The organism is Aequorivita sp. IT1183 (assembly GCF_058068265.1).
In genome coordinates this window covers 197448-217561 of record NZ_JBYRHS010000001.1, presented here as the reverse complement: position 1 = coordinate 217561, position 20114 = coordinate 197448, and the positions used below count along the sequence as shown (strand labels likewise).

General features: G+C 37.5%; 18 protein-coding genes. 4 read left to right on the top strand and 14 right to left on the bottom strand.

What is annotated here, in order from left to right; all coding sequences use genetic code 11:
• The first annotated feature begins 68 nt into the window (after window positions 1-68).
• Window positions 69-1037 (top strand): tryptophan--tRNA ligase, encoded by a 969-nt coding sequence (gene trpS, locus AC3RVF_RS00875; RefSeq protein ID WP_489692539.1) that lies wholly within the window; start codon window positions 69-71, stop codon window positions 1035-1037.
• Here the strand turns inward: trpS and dprA are convergent.
• Complete coding sequence (gene dprA, locus AC3RVF_RS00870; RefSeq protein ID WP_489690532.1) at window positions 1034-2137, bottom strand: DNA-processing protein DprA; 1104 nt, start codon at window positions 2135-2137, stop codon at window positions 1034-1036. The two genes, trpS and dprA, sit on opposite strands and share 4 nt — an antisense overlap.
• A gap of 111 nt (window positions 2138-2248) precedes the next feature.
• On the opposite strand from dprA, the gene AC3RVF_RS00865 reads away from it, so the two are divergent.
• From AC3RVF_RS00865 to AC3RVF_RS00855, 3 genes are all read left to right on the top strand, one after another.
• The gene (locus AC3RVF_RS00865; protein ID WP_489690533.1) at window positions 2249-3187 is read left to right on the top strand and encodes an HU domain-containing protein; all 939 of its coding nucleotides are present in this window, start codon (window positions 2249-2251) and stop codon (window positions 3185-3187) included.
• Window positions 3188-3286: 99 nt separating this feature from the next.
• Window positions 3287-3796: an acyl-CoA thioesterase gene (locus AC3RVF_RS00860; protein ID WP_489690534.1), complete on the top strand. Its 510-nt coding sequence runs from the start codon at window positions 3287-3289 to the stop codon at window positions 3794-3796.
• Window positions 3797-3991: 195 nt separating this feature from the next.
• Window positions 3992-7594 (top strand): S8 family serine peptidase, encoded by a 3603-nt coding sequence (locus AC3RVF_RS00855; RefSeq protein ID WP_489692538.1) that lies wholly within the window; start codon window positions 3992-3994, stop codon window positions 7592-7594.
• A 49-nt stretch (window positions 7595-7643) separates the two neighbouring features.
• Here AC3RVF_RS00855 and AC3RVF_RS00850 read toward each other — a convergent pair whose 3' ends face one another.
• The 13 genes from AC3RVF_RS00850 to AC3RVF_RS00790 all read right to left on the bottom strand — a co-directional run bounded on the left by AC3RVF_RS00850 (window position 7644) and on the right by AC3RVF_RS00790 (window position 20084).
• Window positions 7644-8939: a murein hydrolase activator EnvC family protein gene (locus AC3RVF_RS00850; RefSeq protein WP_489690536.1), complete on the bottom strand. Its 1296-nt coding sequence runs from the start codon at window positions 8937-8939 to the stop codon at window positions 7644-7646.
• Window positions 8940-9704 (bottom strand): lipoprotein insertase outer membrane protein LolB1, encoded by a 765-nt coding sequence (gene lolB1, locus AC3RVF_RS00845; RefSeq protein ID WP_489690537.1) that lies wholly within the window; start codon window positions 9702-9704, stop codon window positions 8940-8942.
• 5 nt (window positions 9705-9709) lie between these two features.
• The gene (locus tag AC3RVF_RS00840; protein WP_489692537.1) at window positions 9710-11086 is read right to left on the bottom strand and encodes a tetratricopeptide repeat protein; all 1377 of its coding nucleotides are present in this window, start codon (window positions 11084-11086) and stop codon (window positions 9710-9712) included.
• 29 nt (window positions 11087-11115) lie between these two features.
• Window positions 11116-12132 carry a sugar phosphate nucleotidyltransferase gene (locus AC3RVF_RS00835; RefSeq protein ID WP_489692536.1) on the bottom strand — a complete coding sequence of 339 codons (1017 nt, stop codon included), beginning with the start codon at window positions 12130-12132 and terminating at the stop codon, window positions 11116-11118.
• A 2-nt stretch (window positions 12133-12134) separates the two neighbouring features.
• Window positions 12135-12500: a GIY-YIG nuclease family protein gene (locus AC3RVF_RS00830; protein ID WP_489690540.1), complete on the bottom strand. Its 366-nt coding sequence runs from the start codon at window positions 12498-12500 to the stop codon at window positions 12135-12137.
• Between the two features lie 39 nt (window positions 12501-12539).
• A complete protein-coding gene (dut, locus tag AC3RVF_RS00825) occupies window positions 12540-12974 on the bottom strand; it encodes a dUTP diphosphatase (protein ID WP_489690541.1) in 435 nt (144 codons plus the stop codon).
• A gap of 70 nt (window positions 12975-13044) precedes the next feature.
• Window positions 13045-14499: a lipopolysaccharide biosynthesis protein gene (locus AC3RVF_RS00820; protein WP_489692535.1), complete on the bottom strand. Its 1455-nt coding sequence runs from the start codon at window positions 14497-14499 to the stop codon at window positions 13045-13047.
• A 128-nt stretch (window positions 14500-14627) separates the two neighbouring features.
• Window positions 14628-15023 carry an acyl-CoA thioesterase gene (locus AC3RVF_RS00815; RefSeq protein ID WP_489692534.1) on the bottom strand — a complete coding sequence of 132 codons (396 nt, stop codon included), beginning with the start codon at window positions 15021-15023 and terminating at the stop codon, window positions 14628-14630.
• The gene (mgtE, locus tag AC3RVF_RS00810) at window positions 15020-16375 is read right to left on the bottom strand and encodes a magnesium transporter (RefSeq protein WP_489690544.1); all 1356 of its coding nucleotides are present in this window, start codon (window positions 16373-16375) and stop codon (window positions 15020-15022) included. Before mgtE ends, AC3RVF_RS00815 begins: the two co-directional genes overlap by 4 nt.
• A complete protein-coding gene (rsmA, locus tag AC3RVF_RS00805; RefSeq protein ID WP_489690545.1) occupies window positions 16350-17183 on the bottom strand; it encodes a 16S rRNA (adenine(1518)-N(6)/adenine(1519)-N(6))-dimethyltransferase RsmA in 834 nt (277 codons plus the stop codon). Before rsmA ends, mgtE begins: the two co-directional genes overlap by 26 nt.
• A 67-nt stretch (window positions 17184-17250) precedes the next feature.
• Entirely contained in the window at window positions 17251-17583 is a 333-nt protein-coding gene (locus tag AC3RVF_RS00800; RefSeq protein ID WP_489692533.1) for a DUF4286 family protein, read from the bottom strand.
• Window positions 17584-17600: 17 nt separating this feature from the next.
• On the bottom strand, window positions 17601-19382 hold the full coding sequence (locus tag AC3RVF_RS00795) for a tetratricopeptide repeat protein (protein WP_489690547.1): 1782 nt from the start codon (window positions 19380-19382) through the stop codon (window positions 17601-17603).
• A gap of 138 nt (window positions 19383-19520) precedes the next feature.
• Window positions 19521-20084: a DUF3109 family protein gene (locus tag AC3RVF_RS00790; RefSeq protein ID WP_489690548.1), complete on the bottom strand. Its 564-nt coding sequence runs from the start codon at window positions 20082-20084 to the stop codon at window positions 19521-19523.
• Window positions 20085-20114 lie beyond the last annotated feature (30 nt).

Below are 20114 nucleotides of genomic sequence, written 5' to 3'. Positions count from 1 at the left end.
TCAAAAGTAACGATTTGAACGATGCAAATAAATCAAATAAAGTACCTTTGCTGAAATTTTTTAGAACAATGTCCAGAATACTTACAGGAATACAAAGCACCGGAACCCCACACCTCGGAAACCTTTTAGGGGCAATCGTTCCCGCCATTGAGATGGCAAACAACGCAAAGAACGATTCTTTTCTTTTTATTGCAGATATGCACTCGCTAACGCAAATAAAGAATGCAGAAACCCTTCGCGCAAATACCTATAGTGTTGCTGCCACTTGGTTAGCATTCGGATTAGATATTAAACGTGCTGTTTTCTACCGCCAAAGTGATGTGCCACAAACAGCGGAGCTTTCTTGGTATTTAAGTTGCTTTTTCCCGTTTCAGCGATTAACGTTGGCACATTCCTTTAAGGATAAAGCAGATCGTTTGGAAGATGTAAACGCAGGACTTTTTTCGTATCCCATGTTGATGGCTGCGGATATACTTTTGTATGATGCCGAAATTGTTCCCGTCGGGAAAGATCAAATGCAGCATATTGAAATAACCCGCGATGTTGCCTCTCGTTTTCACGCGCAGATGGGCGAAACTTTCGTAATGCCCTCTGGGAAAGTTCAGGAAGAAACGATGTATATTCCTGGAACAGATGGTGCTAAAATGAGTAAATCGAAAGGGAATATTATTAATTTATTTTTGAACGACAAGCAGCTACGGAAGCAAGTCTTAAGTATTGAAACTGACAGCACACCGCTGGAAGAACCAAAAAATCCAGATACTTGCAATGTTTTTGGACTTTATAAATTACTGGCTTCAAAAGAAGAAATTGCGCAAATGCGAAAAAACTACGAAGCTGGAAATTACGGCTACGGCCATGCAAAACAAGCTTTGTTTGAATTAATAGTCGAAAAATATTCGGAAGAGCGAACACGCTATAATTATTATATGGAAAACCTTCCCGAAATTGATGCAGCTTTAGCTTCGGGTGCAGAAAAGGCTAGAATAGTTGCTGATGGTGTTTTAAAAAGAGTTCGAGAAAAGGTGGGGTATTAAACCAACTGAAACAATTTCCCCGGCAACGGACGCACAACTCCCTTCAATTCCATATTCATTAAAATGCTAGCGGCTTTATAGGCTGGAATGTTGCATTCCAGTGCAATAGTGTCTAACAACACCTTTTCCTTTTCCTTTAAAAAGCGGAATATTACTTTTTCTTCCTCATCGAGTTCAACAAATAATTGGGTCTGTTTGGGTTTTTGATTTTCTTTCAATTCCCAGCCCAGCATATAAATAATATCTGCCGCACTAGTAAGCAATTGCGCTTTTTGCTGTTTTATTAAATTATTGCAGCCTCGACTTTGGCTATCCGTTGCTCTTCCCGGAACGGCAAAAACTTCGCGGTCGTATGAATTTGCAATATCAGCCGTTACCAAACTTCCACCTTTTTCTGCAGATTCTATAACTATTGTAGCTTCAGAAAGACCTGCGATGATTCGGTTGCGTTTTAAAAAGTTGTTTCTATCAAAAGCATCGCTGCTCCAAAACTCTGAAATGAACCCGCCATTTTCCTCAATTTTCTGAACGTATCTTTTATGATCTTTTGGATATATTTGATTTAAGCCGTGCGCTAAACATGCTATATTTTGCAACTTATTTTCAATAGCTGCTTTGTGTGCACAAATATCAACTCCATACGCTAAGCCCGAAACAATTACAGGATTTAGTGGCGCGATTTCTTCAATTATACTTTTACAAAAAGCATTGCCATAACTAGTAATTTTTCGGGTGCCAACGATACTAATTATTTTTTTTCCAACTAAATCTATATTGCCTCGGTGAAAAAAAAGAATGGGACCATCTAAACAATGCTTCAATTTATCAGGATAGGTTTTGTCTTTGAAATAACTGTATTCAATATTGTTAGCTTCAATAAACTGCATTTCTTCTTCGGCTTCTTCCAATTGCCGGTTCAGATTTAGGTCTTTTAATCGCAAAAGTCCGATGCCATCAATCTTGGCGAGATTACTTTTTTTCTCTTTAAAAATCGCTTCCGCAGAACCCATTTTTCGCAAAAGTTTTTTAGCCGAAATATCACCCAGATTAGGAATTCGCTGTAAGGCAAGCGTATAACGCAGTTCGTCTTTCGAAATCATGATTTAAAATTTTTAGGAGGGGAGATTATTTAAAAATACAATTTTTTAAGTTGTTAATAAATTACCAAAACAAAAATTGGATTGCTTTCAAAAAAGGCTAATTTTGTTTTTATGCAACTCACGACCTACTTAGCCGATTTACTTTATCGATACGAATGTGTTATTATTCCTGGGTTTGGCGCATTTTTAACGCGCTATAAATCTGCACACATAGACGATGCCTCAAATACATTTCATCCGCCTTCAAAAATTGTTTCTTTTAATAAACAATTACAGGCGAACGATGGTTTGTTTGCAAACTATGTTGCATCAGTTGAAAAATGTAGTTATGAAACGGCTTTGCAACGAATCCGAAATTTTACGGCTCAAATTTCCAAAGAGCTTTACGAAGGTAAAACGGTAGCATTTAAAAATATAGGCGAATTTATACTGAACGAAGAAAAATCGCTTCAGTTTGAACCATTGCAACAACACAATTATAGTACTACGGCTTTTGGTCTTTCTTCATTCGTTTCACCAAAAATAACGCGCGAAGCATACAAACAAAAGGTTGCAGCTTTGGAAGAAAAAGCGCCAATACATTTTACACCAGAAAGAAGAGCCGCAAAACCATATTTAAAATATGCTGCAATTGCAGTAATTGCGCTTTCCGCTATCAGTTTTGGAGGCATGAAAGTTTATGAAAATCAGGTGCAAAAATTTAATTACGCCGAAAGAGAAAAGGCCAATTCACTAATTGAAAACCAAATACAGGAAGCCACTTTTATAATTGAAAATCCGTTGCCTGTATTGAGTTTACAAGTTCCAAAACACACTGGAATTTATCATCTTGTCGCTGGCGCGTACCGAATGGAAGAAAATGCTTCCAAAAAAGTAGCGCAATTGCGAGAAAAGGGATATACCCCGCTAAAAATGGAAGCCAATCGCTACGGACTTCACCAAGTTTTGTATGCTAGCTTTGACGACAAAACGGAAGCAGAGCGGAAACTTCTAGAAATTCAGCGTTCCGAAAATGCTGATGCCTGGCTTTTAGTGCAGGAAATTAAGTAATCAATATTCAGTATTTAGTAAACAGCGCGGGTTATTTCTTTATTCTGTTTTCTCTTTTCATTATTCTATTCTTCGGTATCTTTGCAAAAAAAAATAAAGATGCAACCCAAAACACCTCAACATTCTTTAACTATCTATACCGATATGGTATTGCCTAGCGAAACAAACCCGATTGGCAATATGTTTGGAGGCGAACTATTAGCAAGAATGGATCGCGCGGCTAGTATTGCAGCCCGTCGCCATAGCCGCAGAATTGTAGTTACCGCTTCAGTAAACCACGTTGCTTTCAACAAAATGATTCCGTTGGGAAGTGTTGTAACTGTTGAAGCCAAGGTATCGAGAGCTTTTACTAGTTCTATGGAAGTGTATATGGACGTTTTTATTGAAGATCGCGAAAGTGGCGAAAGAAGCCTTTCCAACGAAGCCATTTATACTTTTGTAGCTGTAGACGAAATGGGCAGTCCGGTACGCGTACCCGAAATAGTTCCTGAAACAGAACTTGAAAAATTGCGTTTTGAAGCCGCACTTCGAAGAAAGCAATTGAGCCTCGTTCTTGCTGGTAAAATGAAGCCGAAAGATGCTACGGAGCTTAGAGCCTTATTTCAATAAAACAACATTGTTTTCTCAATTAGTTGATACAGTTGGTTTTTAACGAACATATTTATGTTAAAAGCGGAATATTTTTGCATATTCTTGACTGCTTTAATAGAGGTATTAAATATATTTGAAATCCTTTCTTGAAAAATTCTCACGAATCTCTCAAAAAAGGATTTTTTCGAATCTAATATAAAATCTATTTCAACTATGGGAAAAACTACAATTCTTTCTTTTCGGAGTTCCTTTTTTTTAGCCTTAACATTGGTATTTTCAATGTCTTTCGGTCAAAATTCTTCTAACATTAATTTTCAAGGCGAAACAATCGAAATGCCTGAAAATATTGCCAATTTTCAATGGAGCCAAATGCCGGAATCTGCAAGAATGGCAAATGGATATGTGGGGTGGGTTCAATTTTATGAAACGCCGACACAGCAAATCCAAGATTCTTTTAAAAACAACAATCTAGAATTATTAGAATACATTCCACATAAAACTTACCTATTCTATTTTCCTAAGAACACTTCTGTGAGTTTTCTTAGAAATAGCGGTGTGCGCTCTATAACTCCTGTACAATCTATCGTAAAACTTTCTACGGATTTAAAAAATCCGCCATTCGATAACTGGGCGATGGATGGCAATAACATTTTGGTTACACTTCAATTTCATAAACACGTTACCGCCGAATTTGTTATTCAGCAATTAGCCGAACGCCAAATAGCGGTTAAACAACAATATAAAGGTTCTAATAATATAGACCTTTCCATTCCGGATAATTGCTTGGAAGATTTAACAAACCTAGCGTTCGTTAAATGGGTTGAGCTAATTGTAGCCCCATCGATTCCAGATGATACCCGTGGAAGAAGTTTACACCGTTCAAGCAATCTTGATACTCAAACATCTGCTGGAAGAAACTATACAGGCTTAGATATAGGTGTTATTTGCCGCGATGATGGTATTGTTGGTCCACATATCGATTTTCAGGGTAGAATAGATAATTCAAACGCAAGTGGCACTGGCCAAACTCACGGCGATGGTGTTTCAGGCATTATGTCTGGCGCTGGAAACCTTAACCCTTCCAATAGAGGAATGGCGGCAGGATCGTTGTTATATGTAGTGAATTACCAGCCTAGCTTTTTAGATTCTCAAACAGTTTCGCTTATTAATAGCGGGGATGCGGTTATTACCAATTCTTCTTATAGTAATGGTTGCAACGCAGGTTATACTACAATTACTCAAACGGTAGACACACAGGTAAAAACATTGCCAAACTTACAGCATGTATTTTCTGCGGGTAACTCTAACAATAATAATTGTGGATACGGAGCAGGAAACCAATGGGGAAACATAACTGGCGGACATAAACAGGGAAAAAACGTAATTGCAACTGCAAACGTATTTTTTGATGGCTCGCTAGTTAACTCCAGTAGTCGTGGTCCAGCGCATGATGGAAGAATTAAGCCAGATATTGCAGCAAATGGTCAAAACCAAATTTCTACTTCTGAAAACAATACGTATCAAAGTTTTGGTGGAACTTCAGGAGCGGCACCAGGAATAGCTGGTATTACAGCACAACTTTATCAAGCATATTCTGAAGCAAACGGGAATGTATTACCTCCATCTGCATTAATAAAGGCAACTTTACTTAATACTGCGAATGATGCTGGAAATGTTGGACCAGATTTCAAATTTGGTTGGGGAATTGTAAACGGACTTCGCGCCGCAAAGCTTGTTGAAGAAAATCGCTTCTTGTCTGATCAAGTTTCGCAAGGTGTTTCAAAGAGCCACAGTATTTCTGTACCTGCTGGTACCAAGCAAGTAAGGTTTATGGTGTATTGGAGTGATACTCCAGCTGCACCAGGTGCTAGTCCGGCATTGGTAAACGATTTAGATTTATTAGTTACAGACCCTTCAAACAACGTTTTGGAACCTTATATTTTGGATCCAACTCCCAATGTGGTTACATTAGATTTGCCTGCAACTAATGGCCCAGACCATTTAAATAACGTGGAGCAAGTACTTATTAATAATCCAGCTTCGGGTAATTATACTGTAAATATTGCAGGTTTCAACGTTCCCGTTGGTCCGCAGGAATATTTTGTGGTTTACGAAATCATTTCAGATAATGTAACTGTTACTTATCCGAACGCAGGCGAAAGCTTCGTTCCAGGTGAAACAGAATCTATTCATTGGGATGCTGTTCCAGTAAATACTACTTCAGATTTTGTACTTGAATATTCTACAAATAATGGTGGTAGCTGGAATGCTATTGCAACTGTTCCTAATACTACAACTAATTATGGATGGAGTGTACCTAACTCGGTTACCGGAAATGCATTAATTAGAGTTAGTAATGGTGGTTCGCAAGACGTTAGTGATGAGAATTTCTCTATTGCACCCTTAGTAACAAATGTGCAAGCAAATCAAGTTTGTCCAGATGAAGCAACCTTTGCTTGGAATGTAGTTGCAGGTGCAGAATCTTACGATTTTTATATGTTAGGCACAAAATACATGGAAGTTGTAGGTACTTCTACAACTAACAGTATTACAGTTCCAATTACAGATCCTACCAATGCTATGTGGTTTGCGGCCGTTGCCAAAAATGCTACAGCTGGTTGGGAAAGCCGAAGAACAATTGCCACCTACTACGCAGGTGGATTATTAAATTGTTCTCTAGGAAACGATGTGGGAGTAGAAAGTAACAATCAACCCAGCGATTTCAACTTAGTTTGTAATCCTGGTCCTACGGTTGTTTCAATTTTAATTTTGAATACGGGTGTGGCTTCACAAGGTAACTTTGATGTTACTTATCAGTTAGACAGTAATCCTGTAGTTACTGAAACTTTTACAGGAACTGTAGCTTCTGGCCAGCAAACTGTATTCAATTTTGCCACGCCTTTAAATATTACGAACTCGGGCAATTACACACTTACAGTTACTGTAAACTTGAGCGGGGATGAAAACTCAAATAACGACACCGATGCCCTTGCGTTTTACGCGGCTACGGAAGCTGAACAGTTAGATTATTCTGAACCATTTGATGTAAACGGTGTGCCTCCTTCTGGCTGGAATTTACTTAACCCAGACAACAACGATACATGGCAAGAGCGCACAAATATTCCTGGAAGCGGTGGTTCGCCAACGGTTACGGCATTTATGGACAATTTTAACTACAATGCGGCTGGAGAAGAAGATGCTTTGGAAACGCTATTTATCGATTTAACTATGGCAAGTTCGGCAGCATTGGATTTTGATTTGGCAAAAGCCCAATATTCTAGTGGTTTGTCTGATGCTCTTAGAGTAGATGTGTCGATTGATTGTGGCGCTAGTTTTACTCAAATTTATTATAAAGAAGGACTTGATTTATCTACAGTTTCTGGATATGTTACAGGAAACTGGACGCCAGGTTCGGCAGGTGATTGGCGTAACGAAACCATAGATTTAGCTCCTTATTTAGGTGAAAATGTTCAATTTCGTTTTGTGAACATCAACGGTTATGGAAACGGTACTTTTATAGACAACGTAAATGTAAGTGGTGTTTTGAGTGTTACTGAACAAGATTTCACGAATGTGTCAATTTATCCAAACCCATCGTCAAGTGAAGTGTTTATTAATTTGAATAACCAAGTGCAAGACAATGTTTCAATTACATTGTTCAATAGCTTGGGTCAAAGGTTACAGACTATTTCTGAAAACGAAATGGCTGGTAAAACGGTAGGCGTCTTAAACGTTTCAACCTATGCTAGTGGAATCTACTTTATTACAATAAAAGCAGGTGAGAAGATTGCAACCAAAAAATTAATAGTTCAGTAAGAATTACTAATTTCTATATAAAAAAAAGGGAGCCATTTTGGCTCCCTTTTTACATTCTATAAATCCAATCTGCGGGATTTATTTTTGTTTTATTTTGATAAATATAGAACTTCAAAACGGTTCTTCCTTCTGTAGAACTCTTCGCCACAGTACCTATTGTCTGTTTGGTGGAAACCTTGTCGCCCTTTTTAACGGACACTGTAGCCAGATTACTATAAACCGTAATATAATCACCGTGCTGAATAAAGACTACTTTGTTAGCTCCTTTTATTATTTGAATAGACATAACCTGTCCTTCAAAAATAGAACGTACTTGCTCGTTATCTGCCGTTGCTATTTCCACACCGCTACTGTTTGTTGTAACATTCGGAAATTGTGGGTGTTGATGGGTTCCAAAACTTTTTACAACCATCCCTTTTTCAACTGGCCAAGGCAGTTTGCCTTTGTTGTTTGTAAAACTAGCCGCAAGCGCTTTGTCTTCCGCTGTTAATGCGAACTCATCAGATTTTGCTGGTTTGGTAATTACATTCTTTGTGGTCGTTGTTGTCGGTGTTGTATTCCCCTTTGCTTTTTCTGCGGCAAGTGCTTTTTCCCGTGCAATTCTGTTTGCTTCTTCAATTGCCGCTCTAATAAGGTCATCTATTTGTCGGTCTATCGCGTCTGCCTGTTTTTGTTTTGTTCTAATTTGTGAAGCAAATTTGCTTTCGTCTTTTTTCAACGTTGCCACTAATGCCTGCTGGTCTTTTCGTTCGTTAGTTAATTGCGATTTCGCTACTTCGTTTTCGGCTATTAGCTTTTGTTTGGTTTTTTTCTGTGCAATTAAATCTCCATTTAATTGCTGAAGCTCTTCTGTTTTCGCCTTAATGCCTTCGCCCTGTTTTTTTCTGAATTTAGCATATTGCTTCATATATTGAACACGTTTATATGCCTGCAAAAAATTCTGCGAAGACAATAAAAACATAATTCGGCTCTGCTGGTTTTTGCTTTTGTACGACTTTTGAATCATTGCCGCATAATCGGCCTTCATAATTTTCAATTCTTTGCGCAGTGCGCTAATTTTTTCAATATTACTATTAATATTTCGGGTAAGTAAATTGGCCTGTTGATTGGTAACTCGTATTAAATTTTCTGAAGCCGAAATACGCTGATTAAGATCTTCAACCTGAGAAAGCACAGATTTTTCCTCCTTTTTGGTTTTAAAAAGAAGAGAATTTATCTGCTTTATTTCAGCAAGAATGGCCTGTCGTTTTTCCTCGAGTTCCTTTTGTTTATCTACTTGCGCAGAAAGCGTTGAAACCGTAATTAAACAGACGAATAAAAAAAGATAGGTGCGCAAATGCTTCATTTAATTAAGTTGTATTTCTTCGTAACCCTGTGGAATTTCAAATGGAAAACTCACGTTTGCATTTAAATCTATTTTTTTATAATTAACTTCAATTTTCGTTTTCGAACCTTTTTCTGAAGTGTCTATTAAAATTGATGTGGGAAAATATTGTTCCTCAATTTTTTGATAATCGCCATAACGAATACTTAAAAGTCGTTCAGCGTTTGGCTGCGATAGTGATTCGGAAGCTATTTTGAAATTTTCTGGATTTAAAAACAACGAATGTATAAAATTTTGAGGCTGCTGCTTAGGTTGAATTTTGAATTTTTTCTGAACAATTTCAGATTTATATTCCGAAGGATTTAAAGTGAAAATTGATTGTCCCAAAAGTAAATTCTGGGCTTGTTGAAAATTAATTGAAGTCCCAATCCATTCGCCCAATAAAGCGAAATCGCCTTCAAAATAAGTATTTCCGATGGTTTCGTAATAACTCACACTTGTAGGCGTAATCAAAACTTTAGCAATGGTAATTCCCAAAAGAGAAGCTTTTATCCAAATATTTTTGTCCTTTTCCATCCGAAGACTTACCGTAATGCTTTGCAGTTTTTCGTCGGTTTCATAAACCAATTGTACACGGCCTGCTAAAGTTTTAAAATCTGGGGCTGCAGCTTTATGGGCAGAAATTACTTCTTTAGCAGAAGTGCTTTCAATATTTGTAATTTTCTTGGCTCCACCGCAGGAAGCCAGAACCAATAAAAACAAGAGGTAAAACGGTTTCAGTTTCATAAATTTTATTTCGGCATTTGGGTTGTTGCGGCTTTATCAGTATACATTTTGGCCTTTTTTGAATCACCTTTTTTAGCATACGCGTAAGCAAGTTGTTCGTAAAAGTCCCGTTCCATTTTTGGGTCTCCTAAAATAAAATCTAAGCCAATTTCTAAACTTTCGATAGCTGCGTCACTTTTTTCAAGTCCATTATTTGCAACACCATTTAACAAGTATAAAAGCGCTTGCGCCGGAAAAATCTCGAGACCTTCGGAACTCAATTTTGCGGCAGCTTCATATTTTTTAAAGTCAATTTGAAAGAGCAACGTATTTCGCAAAAGGTTGTAATTGTCTGGATCTTGAGAAATGCCTTTTTCATAGGCATTTAGCGCGTCTTCTTTTCTGTTTTTCGCAGAATAATAATCTCCGAGTTTTTCGTAAACACGTCCGTTTTCAACTGAAAATTTATCTACAATTGCTGTTAATTCAGTTTCAAAAGTTGGATTGTCGTTTACAAACTGAATAAAATCACCCAATACTTTATATTTAGTTTCTTTGTCAACTTCATTTGAAGCAAAAACAATTTTCATGGATTTTATTGCTTCTTCAGCATTTCCGCCATCTAAATAAAATTTATAGAGCGCCAGATGAACGAGTTGCGATTTCGGGTTGCTTTTTAAAAGGTTCTTTGCTGCGTCGAAGGCTTTTTCTTTATTCCCTTGTTCGCTATAAAGATAGATGAGGTTTAAATATTCCTTTTCGTTCTTAGGATTGCTTTCAATCTTTTCTTCTAAATTTTCTATAGCACCTTCGGCATTGCCGGTGGCGCGATAAATTTGGGCTCGCAGCGCATTCCTAATATCGCTTTCGCCCCAAACTTGGTCAAGTTCGTCTAACTGCTCCAAAGCTTTGTCATATTGCTTTGTAAGAGCGAAAAGGTTTGCTAAATCTTCTTTGTAATCTTCGTCAAAAGGAATTAGCCGTTGCACCAATGGAATGGACTTTTCGTACTCTTTTTGTTGATGATACAACTCGTAAAGTTGCTCCAAAACATCTAATCTATCGCCTTGTGTTTTTACAACTTTGTTGAAGTTTGCCTCTGCTTCAGCGTACTGTTTTAAGTAGGTGTTATTTTTCCCCATCTCAAAATAAACAACAGCTTTGTTTTCTTCACTTTTAGCCGCTTTTTCGGCTTTGTGCAAAGCTGTAAGCGCCAGTTCGTAATTTTCTATTGCTTTTTGCTTCAACGCTTCGAAAAAGTTTTCTTGAAAAGCATCGGTAACATCGCCCAATTCATCCATTGGGTTTTGAATGGAATCGCTTTTAATTTCCTGCGCAACAAATTGCTGCGGAAGAATTATTCCGAAGAGAAATAGAGCGATATATATAACTTTTAGTTTCAAATCATGAGATTCCTGCCTTCGCAGGAATTTTATTTTAATTCAGAATAATCGCCAATGCTCACATTGGTGAACTCGCCATCAAAAGTAGCGTAATTGCCAATCATTGCATTGTCTAAATTTGCGTTCTTGATTGTTGCATTGGTTTGAATAATGCTGTTTTTTACCGTGCTATCTTCAATTACCGTGCCTTCGCCAATAGAGGCGTATGGGCCAACAGTACTATTTTTAAGACTTACATTTTTGCCTATAAAGCAAGGTTCAACTATTTTTGAATTTTCATTACTGATATTTTCAGAAATCAAAGGTCGGTTTGCTTCAGAAAGGAAGCCCAACATTTTTCGGTTTGTTTCTACCGTTACTTCTTTATTTCCGCAGTCCATCCATTCGTCAACCGTTCCAGTTTTGAAAATTTTTCCGGCTGCCATCATTCTTTTAATACCGTCGTTAATTTGGTATTCACCTCCATTAATGATGTTGTTGTCCAAAACGTACTGCAATTCATTTTTAAGCTGCGCCACATCCTTAAAATAATAGATACCTATAACGGCTTGGTCGCTCACATATTCTTTTGGCTTTTCAACAAGCTCGATTATTTCGTCCTTTTCGTTGAGGTTTACCACACCGTAAGCTTCTGGATTTGCTACTTTCTTAGTCCAAATTACCGCATCTGCATCTTTGTTTAAATCGAAATCGGCACGAATTAAAGTATCTGCGTACGCAATTACCGCTGGTCCGGTAAGCGAATCTTTGGCGCACATAATAGCGTGTCCAGTACCTTTAGGGTCGAGTTGACGGTAAATAGAAGGTTTGGCGCCCAAACTTTGAGCAAGTTCTTTAAGCTCTTTAATTACATCATCTCCAAAAAAAGCAGGATCGCCTAAAATAAAAGCAATTTCGTCTATTTCTTCATTTAAAACTCCAGCAATATCTTCAACCAAACGATGAACGATTGGTTTCCCAGCAACGGGGATTAAAGGTTTTGGAACTGTAAGTGTATGTGGGCGAAGACGGCTTCCACGGCCTGCCATTGGGACTATTATTTTCATATCTATCCCCTGCGAAGGCAGGGGTCTCTATTTACATTCCTGAGAAAACAGGAATTAGTTATTAAACTTATTTTCTTTAAATTCCAATTTGTTGTCAAATCATTCCATTGTGGATTCATATCTTTTATAAGATTGATTTTCCAATCTCTTTTCCACTTTTTGAGTTGTTTCTCTCTTATAATAGCAGATTCCGCAGTTTTATGTTCTTCAAAATAAACTAATTTGTTGCAATTATATCTGGCTGTAAAACTATCAGGATATTTTTTGAGTTTGTGCTCTTTTACGCGTTCTTCTATATTATCTGAAATTCCAACATATAAGACGGAATTTGTTTTGTTTGTCATTATATAAACATACCATAATTTCATTATATGCCGATCAGAGATTCCTGCCTTCGCAGGAATTTGTTATTTTGTTCCAGTCGAACCAAAACCCCCAGCTCCGCGTGAGGTATCACTCAATTCTTCAACTTCTTCCCAAACGGCACGTTCGTGTTTTGCAATTACCAATTGTGCAATACGTTCACCATGCTCAATGGTGAAATCTTCGTTGGAAAGGTTTACCAGAATCACACCTATTTCACCGCGATAATCTGCATCGATGGTTCCGGGAGAATTTAAAACGGTGATTCCCTTTTTTGCTGCCAAACCGCTTCGTGGGCGAACTTGCGCCTCGTAACCAATTGGCAATTCAATAAAAAGTCCAGTTTTTACAATGGCTCGCTGCAACGGTTTTAAAGTTGAAGGACTATCAACATTTGCGCGAAGGTCCATTCCTGCCGAAGCAATAGTTTCGTAGGACGGTAAAGGATGATTGGATTTATTAATTATTTTAATTTTCATATTATTTTTTAATAGTTCCTTTCGACTCCGCTCAGGGAACAAACCTGGTCATTGAGCGGAGCCGAAATGATTATTTTCTGATTATTTTCAAAAATTCATTCTTTTCAAAATAGAACATAGTTGCTGCAAACACTACTAACAACGCAGTTCCTACCCAAATATTTCCGTTGAAAACATAAAACGAAATTGCCGAAAAACCTATGGCCAACAGCAAATAGCCGCTTATTTTTTTCACTTCGTAGGGCACGTCGTAATATTTACGTCCGTAAAGATACGAAAGCACCATCATACTGCCATAGGCCGCAAGTGTTGCAATTGCTGAACCCATATAACCAATATATGGAATTAAAATGTAGTTCAAAACCAAGGTTACTACAGCGGCAAATACCGAAATGTAAGCGCCGTATTTTGTTCGGTCAGTAACTTTATACCAAACGGAAAGGTTGTGGTAAATTCCTAAAAACAGATTAGCCAAAAGGATGAGTGGCACAATTTTAAGCGCTTCCCAATATTGGCTATTTGGAATTAAAATTCGTTTAAAAATATCAATATACACTACCACGAACAAAAGGATTAAACAGCCAAAAAGCGTGAAATATTTGGTAATAGTAGCGTAGGTGTTTTTTGCATTGCTATGCTCAGAATGATTAAAGAAAAACGGTTCAATCCCCAAACGGAATGCCATCACGAAAAGCGTCATAAACATACCCAATTTGTAACAAGCAGAGTAAAGTCCAACTTGTACTTCGGCAATATTTTCGGGGAGTAAATATTTCAGAAGAATTCTGTCAAAGGCTTCATTTATACTAAAAGCAATACCGGCAAAAAGAACTGGTATGGCATATTTCATCATCTGTTTCCAAATGGTTTTATTAAATCTGAAACCTATTTTCACATAGAGTGGAAGCAGTACCAAAAGCGTTACTGCGCTGGCAATTAAATTTGCGATGAAAACGTAGGCCACTTTGTTTTCGGGGAACCACAATGCATTCCAATACGTACTAGTTTCCGCTAGTTTGGGTAATATTAAAAGGAAAAAAACATTGAAAGCAAGATTTATAACAACATTAAAAATTTTAATTACCGCATAGCGCGTAGGTTTTTCATTAACGCGAAACCACGCAAATGGTAAAACCACTAAAGCGTCCAATGCGAGAATTATTAGGCCGTAGGTTACGTACTCTGGTTTAAAATCGGAAGCTTCTGCTATAAAATTTCTGAATAGCAGCGTAATTCCTAAAAAAATTATGGTGGAAATTGTGAGCGAGCTGAGCGTGGTGGATTGCACAATTTTTTGCTGCGAAGTGTGTTTGGTGATAAACCTAAAAAAGGCAGTTTCCATTCCATAACTCAGCAAAACATTTCCTAAAATAAGGAAAGCCATTACGGTAGAATATATTCCGTATTCCTCTGGTAGCAGTACTTTCACATAAAGAGGCACAAGTATAACTGTGAGCAATCTAGGCAATACTGTGGCAAGACCGTAAATGAAAGTTTGTTTAAAAAGTTTTTTGAAAACGCTCAATTGTATCAGTTTTAAGACTTAAAAGTTGTTCGAAATCTTACAGAATTATTGCCGATAGGAAAACCTAGCAAGCCGAACAAAAGTATTGAAAATAATGGTTTTGAGGTTGAATTGTTTCCCCACTTTATTTACAGGAAAAGATTAGAGATTTTTTCAGTAATCTTAGTAGGTCGAAAGGTTTTTGCATCTAAGAAACACCAAAGTGTTTGCGCTTCTACAATTGTTTTACCGTCTGCAATACGTATGATTTTGTAATGCCTTTCGCTTTTTACACCTTCATATTTTTCAATCCACGTTTGGGTTTCCAATTCTTCGCCTAAAAAAGAAGGATGTTTATAGGAAATAAAATGGTTTAAAACTACCCAAACATTTTGCGCACGCTGATCATCTGAAGTTCTGGAAATCCAATGTTCTTCTGCAGTTTCAAGACACCACTGCAAATACGTAATATTGTTTACGTGGTTGAGCCCATCAATAGCTGAGGGCGGAACAATAAAGCGGTTTTTAAAGATGTCTGATTTCAAAATCCTAAAATCATTTTTGCAATTAGAAAATAAGTAAGTATTCCGAAGATATCGTTGCTGGTAGTAATAAATGGCCCAGTTGCAACTGCTGGGTCAATACCTCTTTTATCCAAAAGGATGGGTATAAAAGTTCCAATTAAAGCCGCTAAAATAATAACAGATATAATTGCAATACCAATGCTGATAGATTCCAAATAAGTAGTGAAAAACAGAAAATGGCTAATTACTAATACTACTAGTGCGATTGCACTTCCATTTACCAAAGCCAAAGTAGATTCTTTAAGCAAACGTGCAAAAAGATTGCCTTTTAATGAATTATTGGCGAGACCCTGCACTACGATAGCACTACTTTGAACTCCCACATTCCCTGCCGTTGCTTGAATGAGCGGTACAAAAATTATTATTTTTGGAAAAGTGCTCATCATGTCTTGAAAACCCGTAATAATACTGGCTGCTCCTAGACCTCCAAACATTCCAATTAAAAGCCACGGCAAGCGGGCCCGTGTTTGTTTAAAAATACCATCATCTGCCTCTACATCTTGGCTAATACCAGCCGCCATTTGGTAATCTTTCTCTGCTTCTTCTTTAATGAAATCTACAATATCATCAATGGTAATTCTTCCCACTAATATTCCCTCTTCGTCAACAACGGGGATGGCTTCTAGATCGTATTTCTGCATGATTCGCGCCACATCTTCGGCTTCGGTGTGCACGTATACATAATCTACTTTTGGTATGTAAATCTCGCTTATATGTGCACGACCAGGGGCGGTAAGTAAATCTTTTAATGAAAGTCTGCCTTTTAATTTTCCGTGTTTGTCGGTAACGTATATAGAATGAACTCGGGTTACATTTTCGGCTTGTCGGCGCATTTCGCGAACGCATCCTGCAACGGTCCAACTTTCTTTAACCCGCACAAGTTCCTTCGCCATTAAACCACCTGCAGTGTCTTCGTCATAACGCAACAAGTCTACAATATCTGCCGCGTGCTCTTCATCTTCAATGTGGCCAATAACTTGTCTTTGAACATCGTCATCCAACTCTGCAATAATATCTGCAGCATCATCGGTGTCCATTTCATCCAGCTCGTCGGCAATTTCAGAAGGGGTAAGTTTGTCTAAAATGCGCTCCCGGAAATCGTCATCCAGCTCAATTAACACTTCGCTGGTTACCTCACTGTCCAGTAATTTTACGATGTAAGTAGCCTCTTCTGTGTTGAGTTCCTGAAGTAATTCTGCAATATCAGCAAAGTGAAACTCTACCAATAGCGCTTCCAGCGCATCACCATTATTATTGGCGATAAGCTGTTCAACCTGCTCGATAAACTCATCTGTCAGTTGAAATTGCATCATTTTCTAGTTTTTTGGTAAGCGCTATAAACTGCGATACGGAAAGTTGTTCCGGACGTTGGCCAAAGATAGTATCTTCTTTTATTTTATCTGAAAGATTAAACGATTTTAAACTATTGCGAAGTGTTTTTCTACGTTGCTGAAAAGCGGTTTTTACAACTTTATAAAGCATCTTTTCATCACAAGCAATCGTAAAATTTTCTTTACGTCGAAGTCTCAATACACCGCTATCTACTTTTGGTGGCGGATTAAAAACCGAAGGCGGGACAGTGAAAAGATATTCGGCATCATAAAATGCTTGTGCCAAAACTGACAGAATACCGTAGGCTTTGCTGCCTTCTTTTTCGCATATACGTTGTGCTACTTCCTTTTGAAACATTCCTGTAAATTCTGGAATTTGCTCTTTCCATTCCAACATTTTAAAAACTATTTGTGTTGAAATATTATACGGAAAATTGCCAGTTATGCCGTATTGTTCATCACCAAAAAGCTGAGTAAGATCGTATCTTAGAAAATCTGCTTCAATTATTTTCAGGTTTTTATTCGGGTAATTTTCTTTCAAAAAGGCAATAGATTCGGTGTCGAGATCCATTGCAATTACGTCTATATCTTTTTGAATTAAATATTTGGTAAGCACGCCCATTCCGGGGCCAATTTCGAGCACATTTTTATAGCCATCAAGCGAAAGTGTATCGCCAATTTTTTCGGCAATAGTTTCATCTTTTAAAAAATGTTGGCCTAAGTGTTTTTTGGCGCGTACGGCTCCAGAATCCTTAGAATCTTTCTGTGGGTTTGGGTTTTTCTTTTTCATTTAAAAACCTTGAAAAGAGTTTAACCGCAAAGTACGCAAAGGTTTTTTGCAAAGGGCGCAGCGGGTTTTAATTTTTTTTAAAATGTTCGTTGTGAGCTTCGCCAATAATTTCAAGTTCGGTGCGAAAGGCTACGAACTTTCCTTCAAAAGGTTTGCTTTGCGCGCGAAGTTCTTTTGCATTTTCGGCGTAATATTTATTAAGTGTTTCTTTACTGTCTGTATAAAATTGTACGGAATAAGTAATGCCGCCCATTTCTTCTTCAATAATTACGCGGGTCATCAATGCTTTACTGAATTTTCCAGTGGCCAACATAGCGGGAATATGTTCACTTTTCATCCACTGAAGCCAAGCGTCTTGGATAGTTTCTTCTATGTTTGTGGTTACGGTATAAATGTACATTTTATAATATCTGATTTCTAATTAATTGCATCGCCTCGAAGCTCTCTGAACCTCTTTCGTGCTTCTACAAAATAAATACTGTCTGCAAAGTTAAAGATTATCGCTTCGTATTGCGCTTTCGCTTTGTCGGGCTGATTTAATTTTTCTTCGTAAATCTGCGCTAGTCGAAAGTGGGCATTATCGGCTAAAATATCGTCGCTGTAAAATTCTATAATTTTTAAATAGTTGGCTTCAGCTTTTGTGTATTCGTGAAGCTTTTCATAAACCGTTCCTTGCTTAAAAAGTGCTTCGTCCTCTATTTTTTCGCCTTTATGGTTGGTTAAAATATCTTCCAAAACAGCGATTGCCTCTGTGTTTCTATCTTGAAAAGACAGAAGATCTGCGCGCGCGTATTTTTTAAGTGCGGTTTGCGTAGAGTCTTCCAAAGAGTTGTCGCGAATTAACAGGCTGAGCTCCATTGCATCGTTGGCAATTAACTGCGAAGTAGATTTTTTCAATACATCTAGTTGCACCTGCGACCATTCAAAATCGCCTTTAAAGTAACTGGTGCGTGCTACTTTAAAACGTGCGTCCTGTGCCAAAACATCGCTCTGTACTTTTTTCTGTATTTGTGAATAGTAAATAAGGGCTTCGTTAAATTTTTCATCAAAAACCAAAATATCTGCGAGTTCCATTTTTACGCGAGCTTCTTGGTAGGCTGTTAAATCTTGCTTTCCTAAAGTTTTTAGATTTTCAATTGCCAACTCTTTTTTGTTATATTGAAAAGCTAAAAAGTGGTTGTAATCTATTTGCAGCAAGTATGTGTCACGATTTCGTCCAAATTCATCTAAAAGCTTTTCAAACTTTTTTTCTACTTCGGGATATTCTTTTGTGGTAGCAGTTTTCACCTCCATTTTCATAAGTATCTGGTTACCCTGAAGTTTATTTTGTGGCGTAAACGAATTTTCAATTATGTAATTTACAATCTCTCTTCCAGATTCATAATCTTCATCGGCAATAGAAATATATGCCAAATCGGTGATTCCGCCTAGGTTGTCGCCAAGACGTTTGTAAATAGCTTTTTCCTGTATAAAAGCTTTTTTATATTCTTTTTGCTGAATAAATAACCAACTTAATAATTGATTGTAAAGTATCTCTGGGTTTTGCTGCAAGCGTTGCAAGAGTATTTTTTTAAGCAACAGGTTGGCTTCATTGTTGGCATCTTCTGTTGTGTAAAGACTAAAATAGCGTTGCGCTGAACTTTTAAATTCAGTGTTTTTTTCTACAAGCCCCAAATAGCTATCGAACATTTTTTCTAACTTACCCTGTTCGCCATAAATCTGAGCAAGCTGCATGTTGAAATCTAACTTTTCACTTAATGCCATTGCTTTTTCATAAGCTACAATAGCTTCATCGAGTAGGCTGAATTTTTCAAAACCCTTACCAATACTATACGAAAAGTTGGGATTAACGTCTATTACTTCAATTGCTTTATTGTAATTTAAGGTGGCGAGTTCTGTTTTATTTTGAAGCGAAAAGTTGTAGCCTAATTCTATATAAAGTTGCGGAAAATTTCTGCCGTTGTCTAATTTTTCTTTTATGAGTCGTTCAGCTTCAGTGAAATTTTCAAGTTGTTGATTGCTTTGTACCAACCCCATAAAATAGTCTAGCCTATATGGGTTTTCTACAATAAGTTTTTCATAAATACGCAACGACTTTTCAAACTCCCCTTGTTCAAAATAGTTTTTTGCCAATGCTTCGCTCTGTGAAAAGCTTGCTGTTAAAGTAAAAAAGAATAATATGAAAAGAATATTCCGCATGCCGTAAATATAAGCAAATGACCTGATAGGTATAGGATTCTTATAAAAATTATCAAAAACAATGCCTATATAAAAGGGGTGCTAATTGGACTTTACTAGCAAGATTTTTTTAATATAAAAATAAGGTAATTTGAAGCGTTACATTTCTGAAGCCACTTTTTCTAGTTGGGTGTACCAGTTTTCGCCAAATTTTCGGATAAGTGCACCTTTTACGAATTTATATACCGGTACTTGTAATTCTTTACCCAAAGTGCAAGCGTCGTCGCAAATAGGCCAACGGTGATAATTTACCGCAGAAAACTCGCTGTATTCTTGCACTCGCACAGGATATAGATGGCACGAAATAGGTTTCATAAAATCTGTGGCACCAGCGTTGAAAGCATCTTCAATACCACAACTTGCAATACCGCTGTCGGTAAAAGTTACATAGGCACATTCTTTTCCGTCAACCAATGGAGTTTCCAGTTCGTCCATATCGGTCTTAATATGCGTACCCTGTTTTTCAATTGCGGCAATCCCTTCGGGACGAAGAAAAGGTTTTACTTTTGGGTAGATTTCTTTAAGTATTGAAATCTCTTCCTCTGTTACAGGAGCGCCTGCCTCGCCCTCAATGCAACAAGCACCCTTACATGCATGAAGATTGCACACAAAATCTTTTTCTATTATATCTTCAGAAACTATTGTCTTTCCCAGTTGAAACATCCGGCAAAGATAAATTGTTTCCGCTATCTA

Bases quoted from the DNA above. Each gene is read 5' to 3' on its own strand.
- AC3RVF_RS00795 (WP_489690547.1), bottom strand. From the start codon at position 19,382: ATGCGGAATATTCTTTTCATATTATTCTTTTTTACTTTAACAGCAAGC.
- AC3RVF_RS00790 (WP_489690548.1), bottom strand. From the start codon at position 20,084: ATGTTTCAACTGGGAAAGACAATAGTTTCTGAAGATATAATAGAAAAA.
- AC3RVF_RS00850 (WP_489690536.1), bottom strand. From the start codon at position 8,939: ATGAAGCATTTGCGCACCTATCTTTTTTTATTCGTCTGTTTAATTACG.
- trpS (WP_489692539.1), top strand. From the start codon at position 69: ATGTCCAGAATACTTACAGGAATACAAAGCACCGGAACCCCACACCTC.
- AC3RVF_RS00830 (WP_489690540.1), bottom strand. From the start codon at position 12,500: ATGAAATTATGGTATGTTTATATAATGACAAACAAAACAAATTCCGTC.
- AC3RVF_RS00800 (WP_489692533.1), bottom strand. From the start codon at position 17,583: ATGTACATTTATACCGTAACCACAAACATAGAAGAAACTATCCAAGAC.
- AC3RVF_RS00855 (WP_489692538.1), top strand. From the start codon at position 3,992: ATGGGAAAAACTACAATTCTTTCTTTTCGGAGTTCCTTTTTTTTAGCC.
- mgtE (WP_489690544.1), bottom strand. From the start codon at position 16,375: ATGATGCAATTTCAACTGACAGATGAGTTTATCGAGCAGGTTGAACAG.
- AC3RVF_RS00865 (WP_489690533.1), top strand. From the start codon at position 2,249: ATGCAACTCACGACCTACTTAGCCGATTTACTTTATCGATACGAATGT.
- dprA (WP_489690532.1), bottom strand. From the start codon at position 2,137: ATGATTTCGAAAGACGAACTGCGTTATACGCTTGCCTTACAGCGAATT.
- AC3RVF_RS00835 (WP_489692536.1), bottom strand. From the start codon at position 12,132: ATGAAAATAATAGTCCCAATGGCAGGCCGTGGAAGCCGTCTTCGCCCA.
- rsmA (WP_489690545.1), bottom strand. From the start codon at position 17,183: ATGAAAAAGAAAAACCCAAACCCACAGAAAGATTCTAAGGATTCTGGA.
- AC3RVF_RS00860 (WP_489690534.1), top strand. From the start codon at position 3,287: ATGCAACCCAAAACACCTCAACATTCTTTAACTATCTATACCGATATG.
- lolB1 (WP_489690537.1), bottom strand. From the start codon at position 9,704: ATGAAACTGAAACCGTTTTACCTCTTGTTTTTATTGGTTCTGGCTTCC.
- dut (WP_489690541.1), bottom strand. From the start codon at position 12,974: ATGAAAATTAAAATAATTAATAAATCCAATCATCCTTTACCGTCCTAC.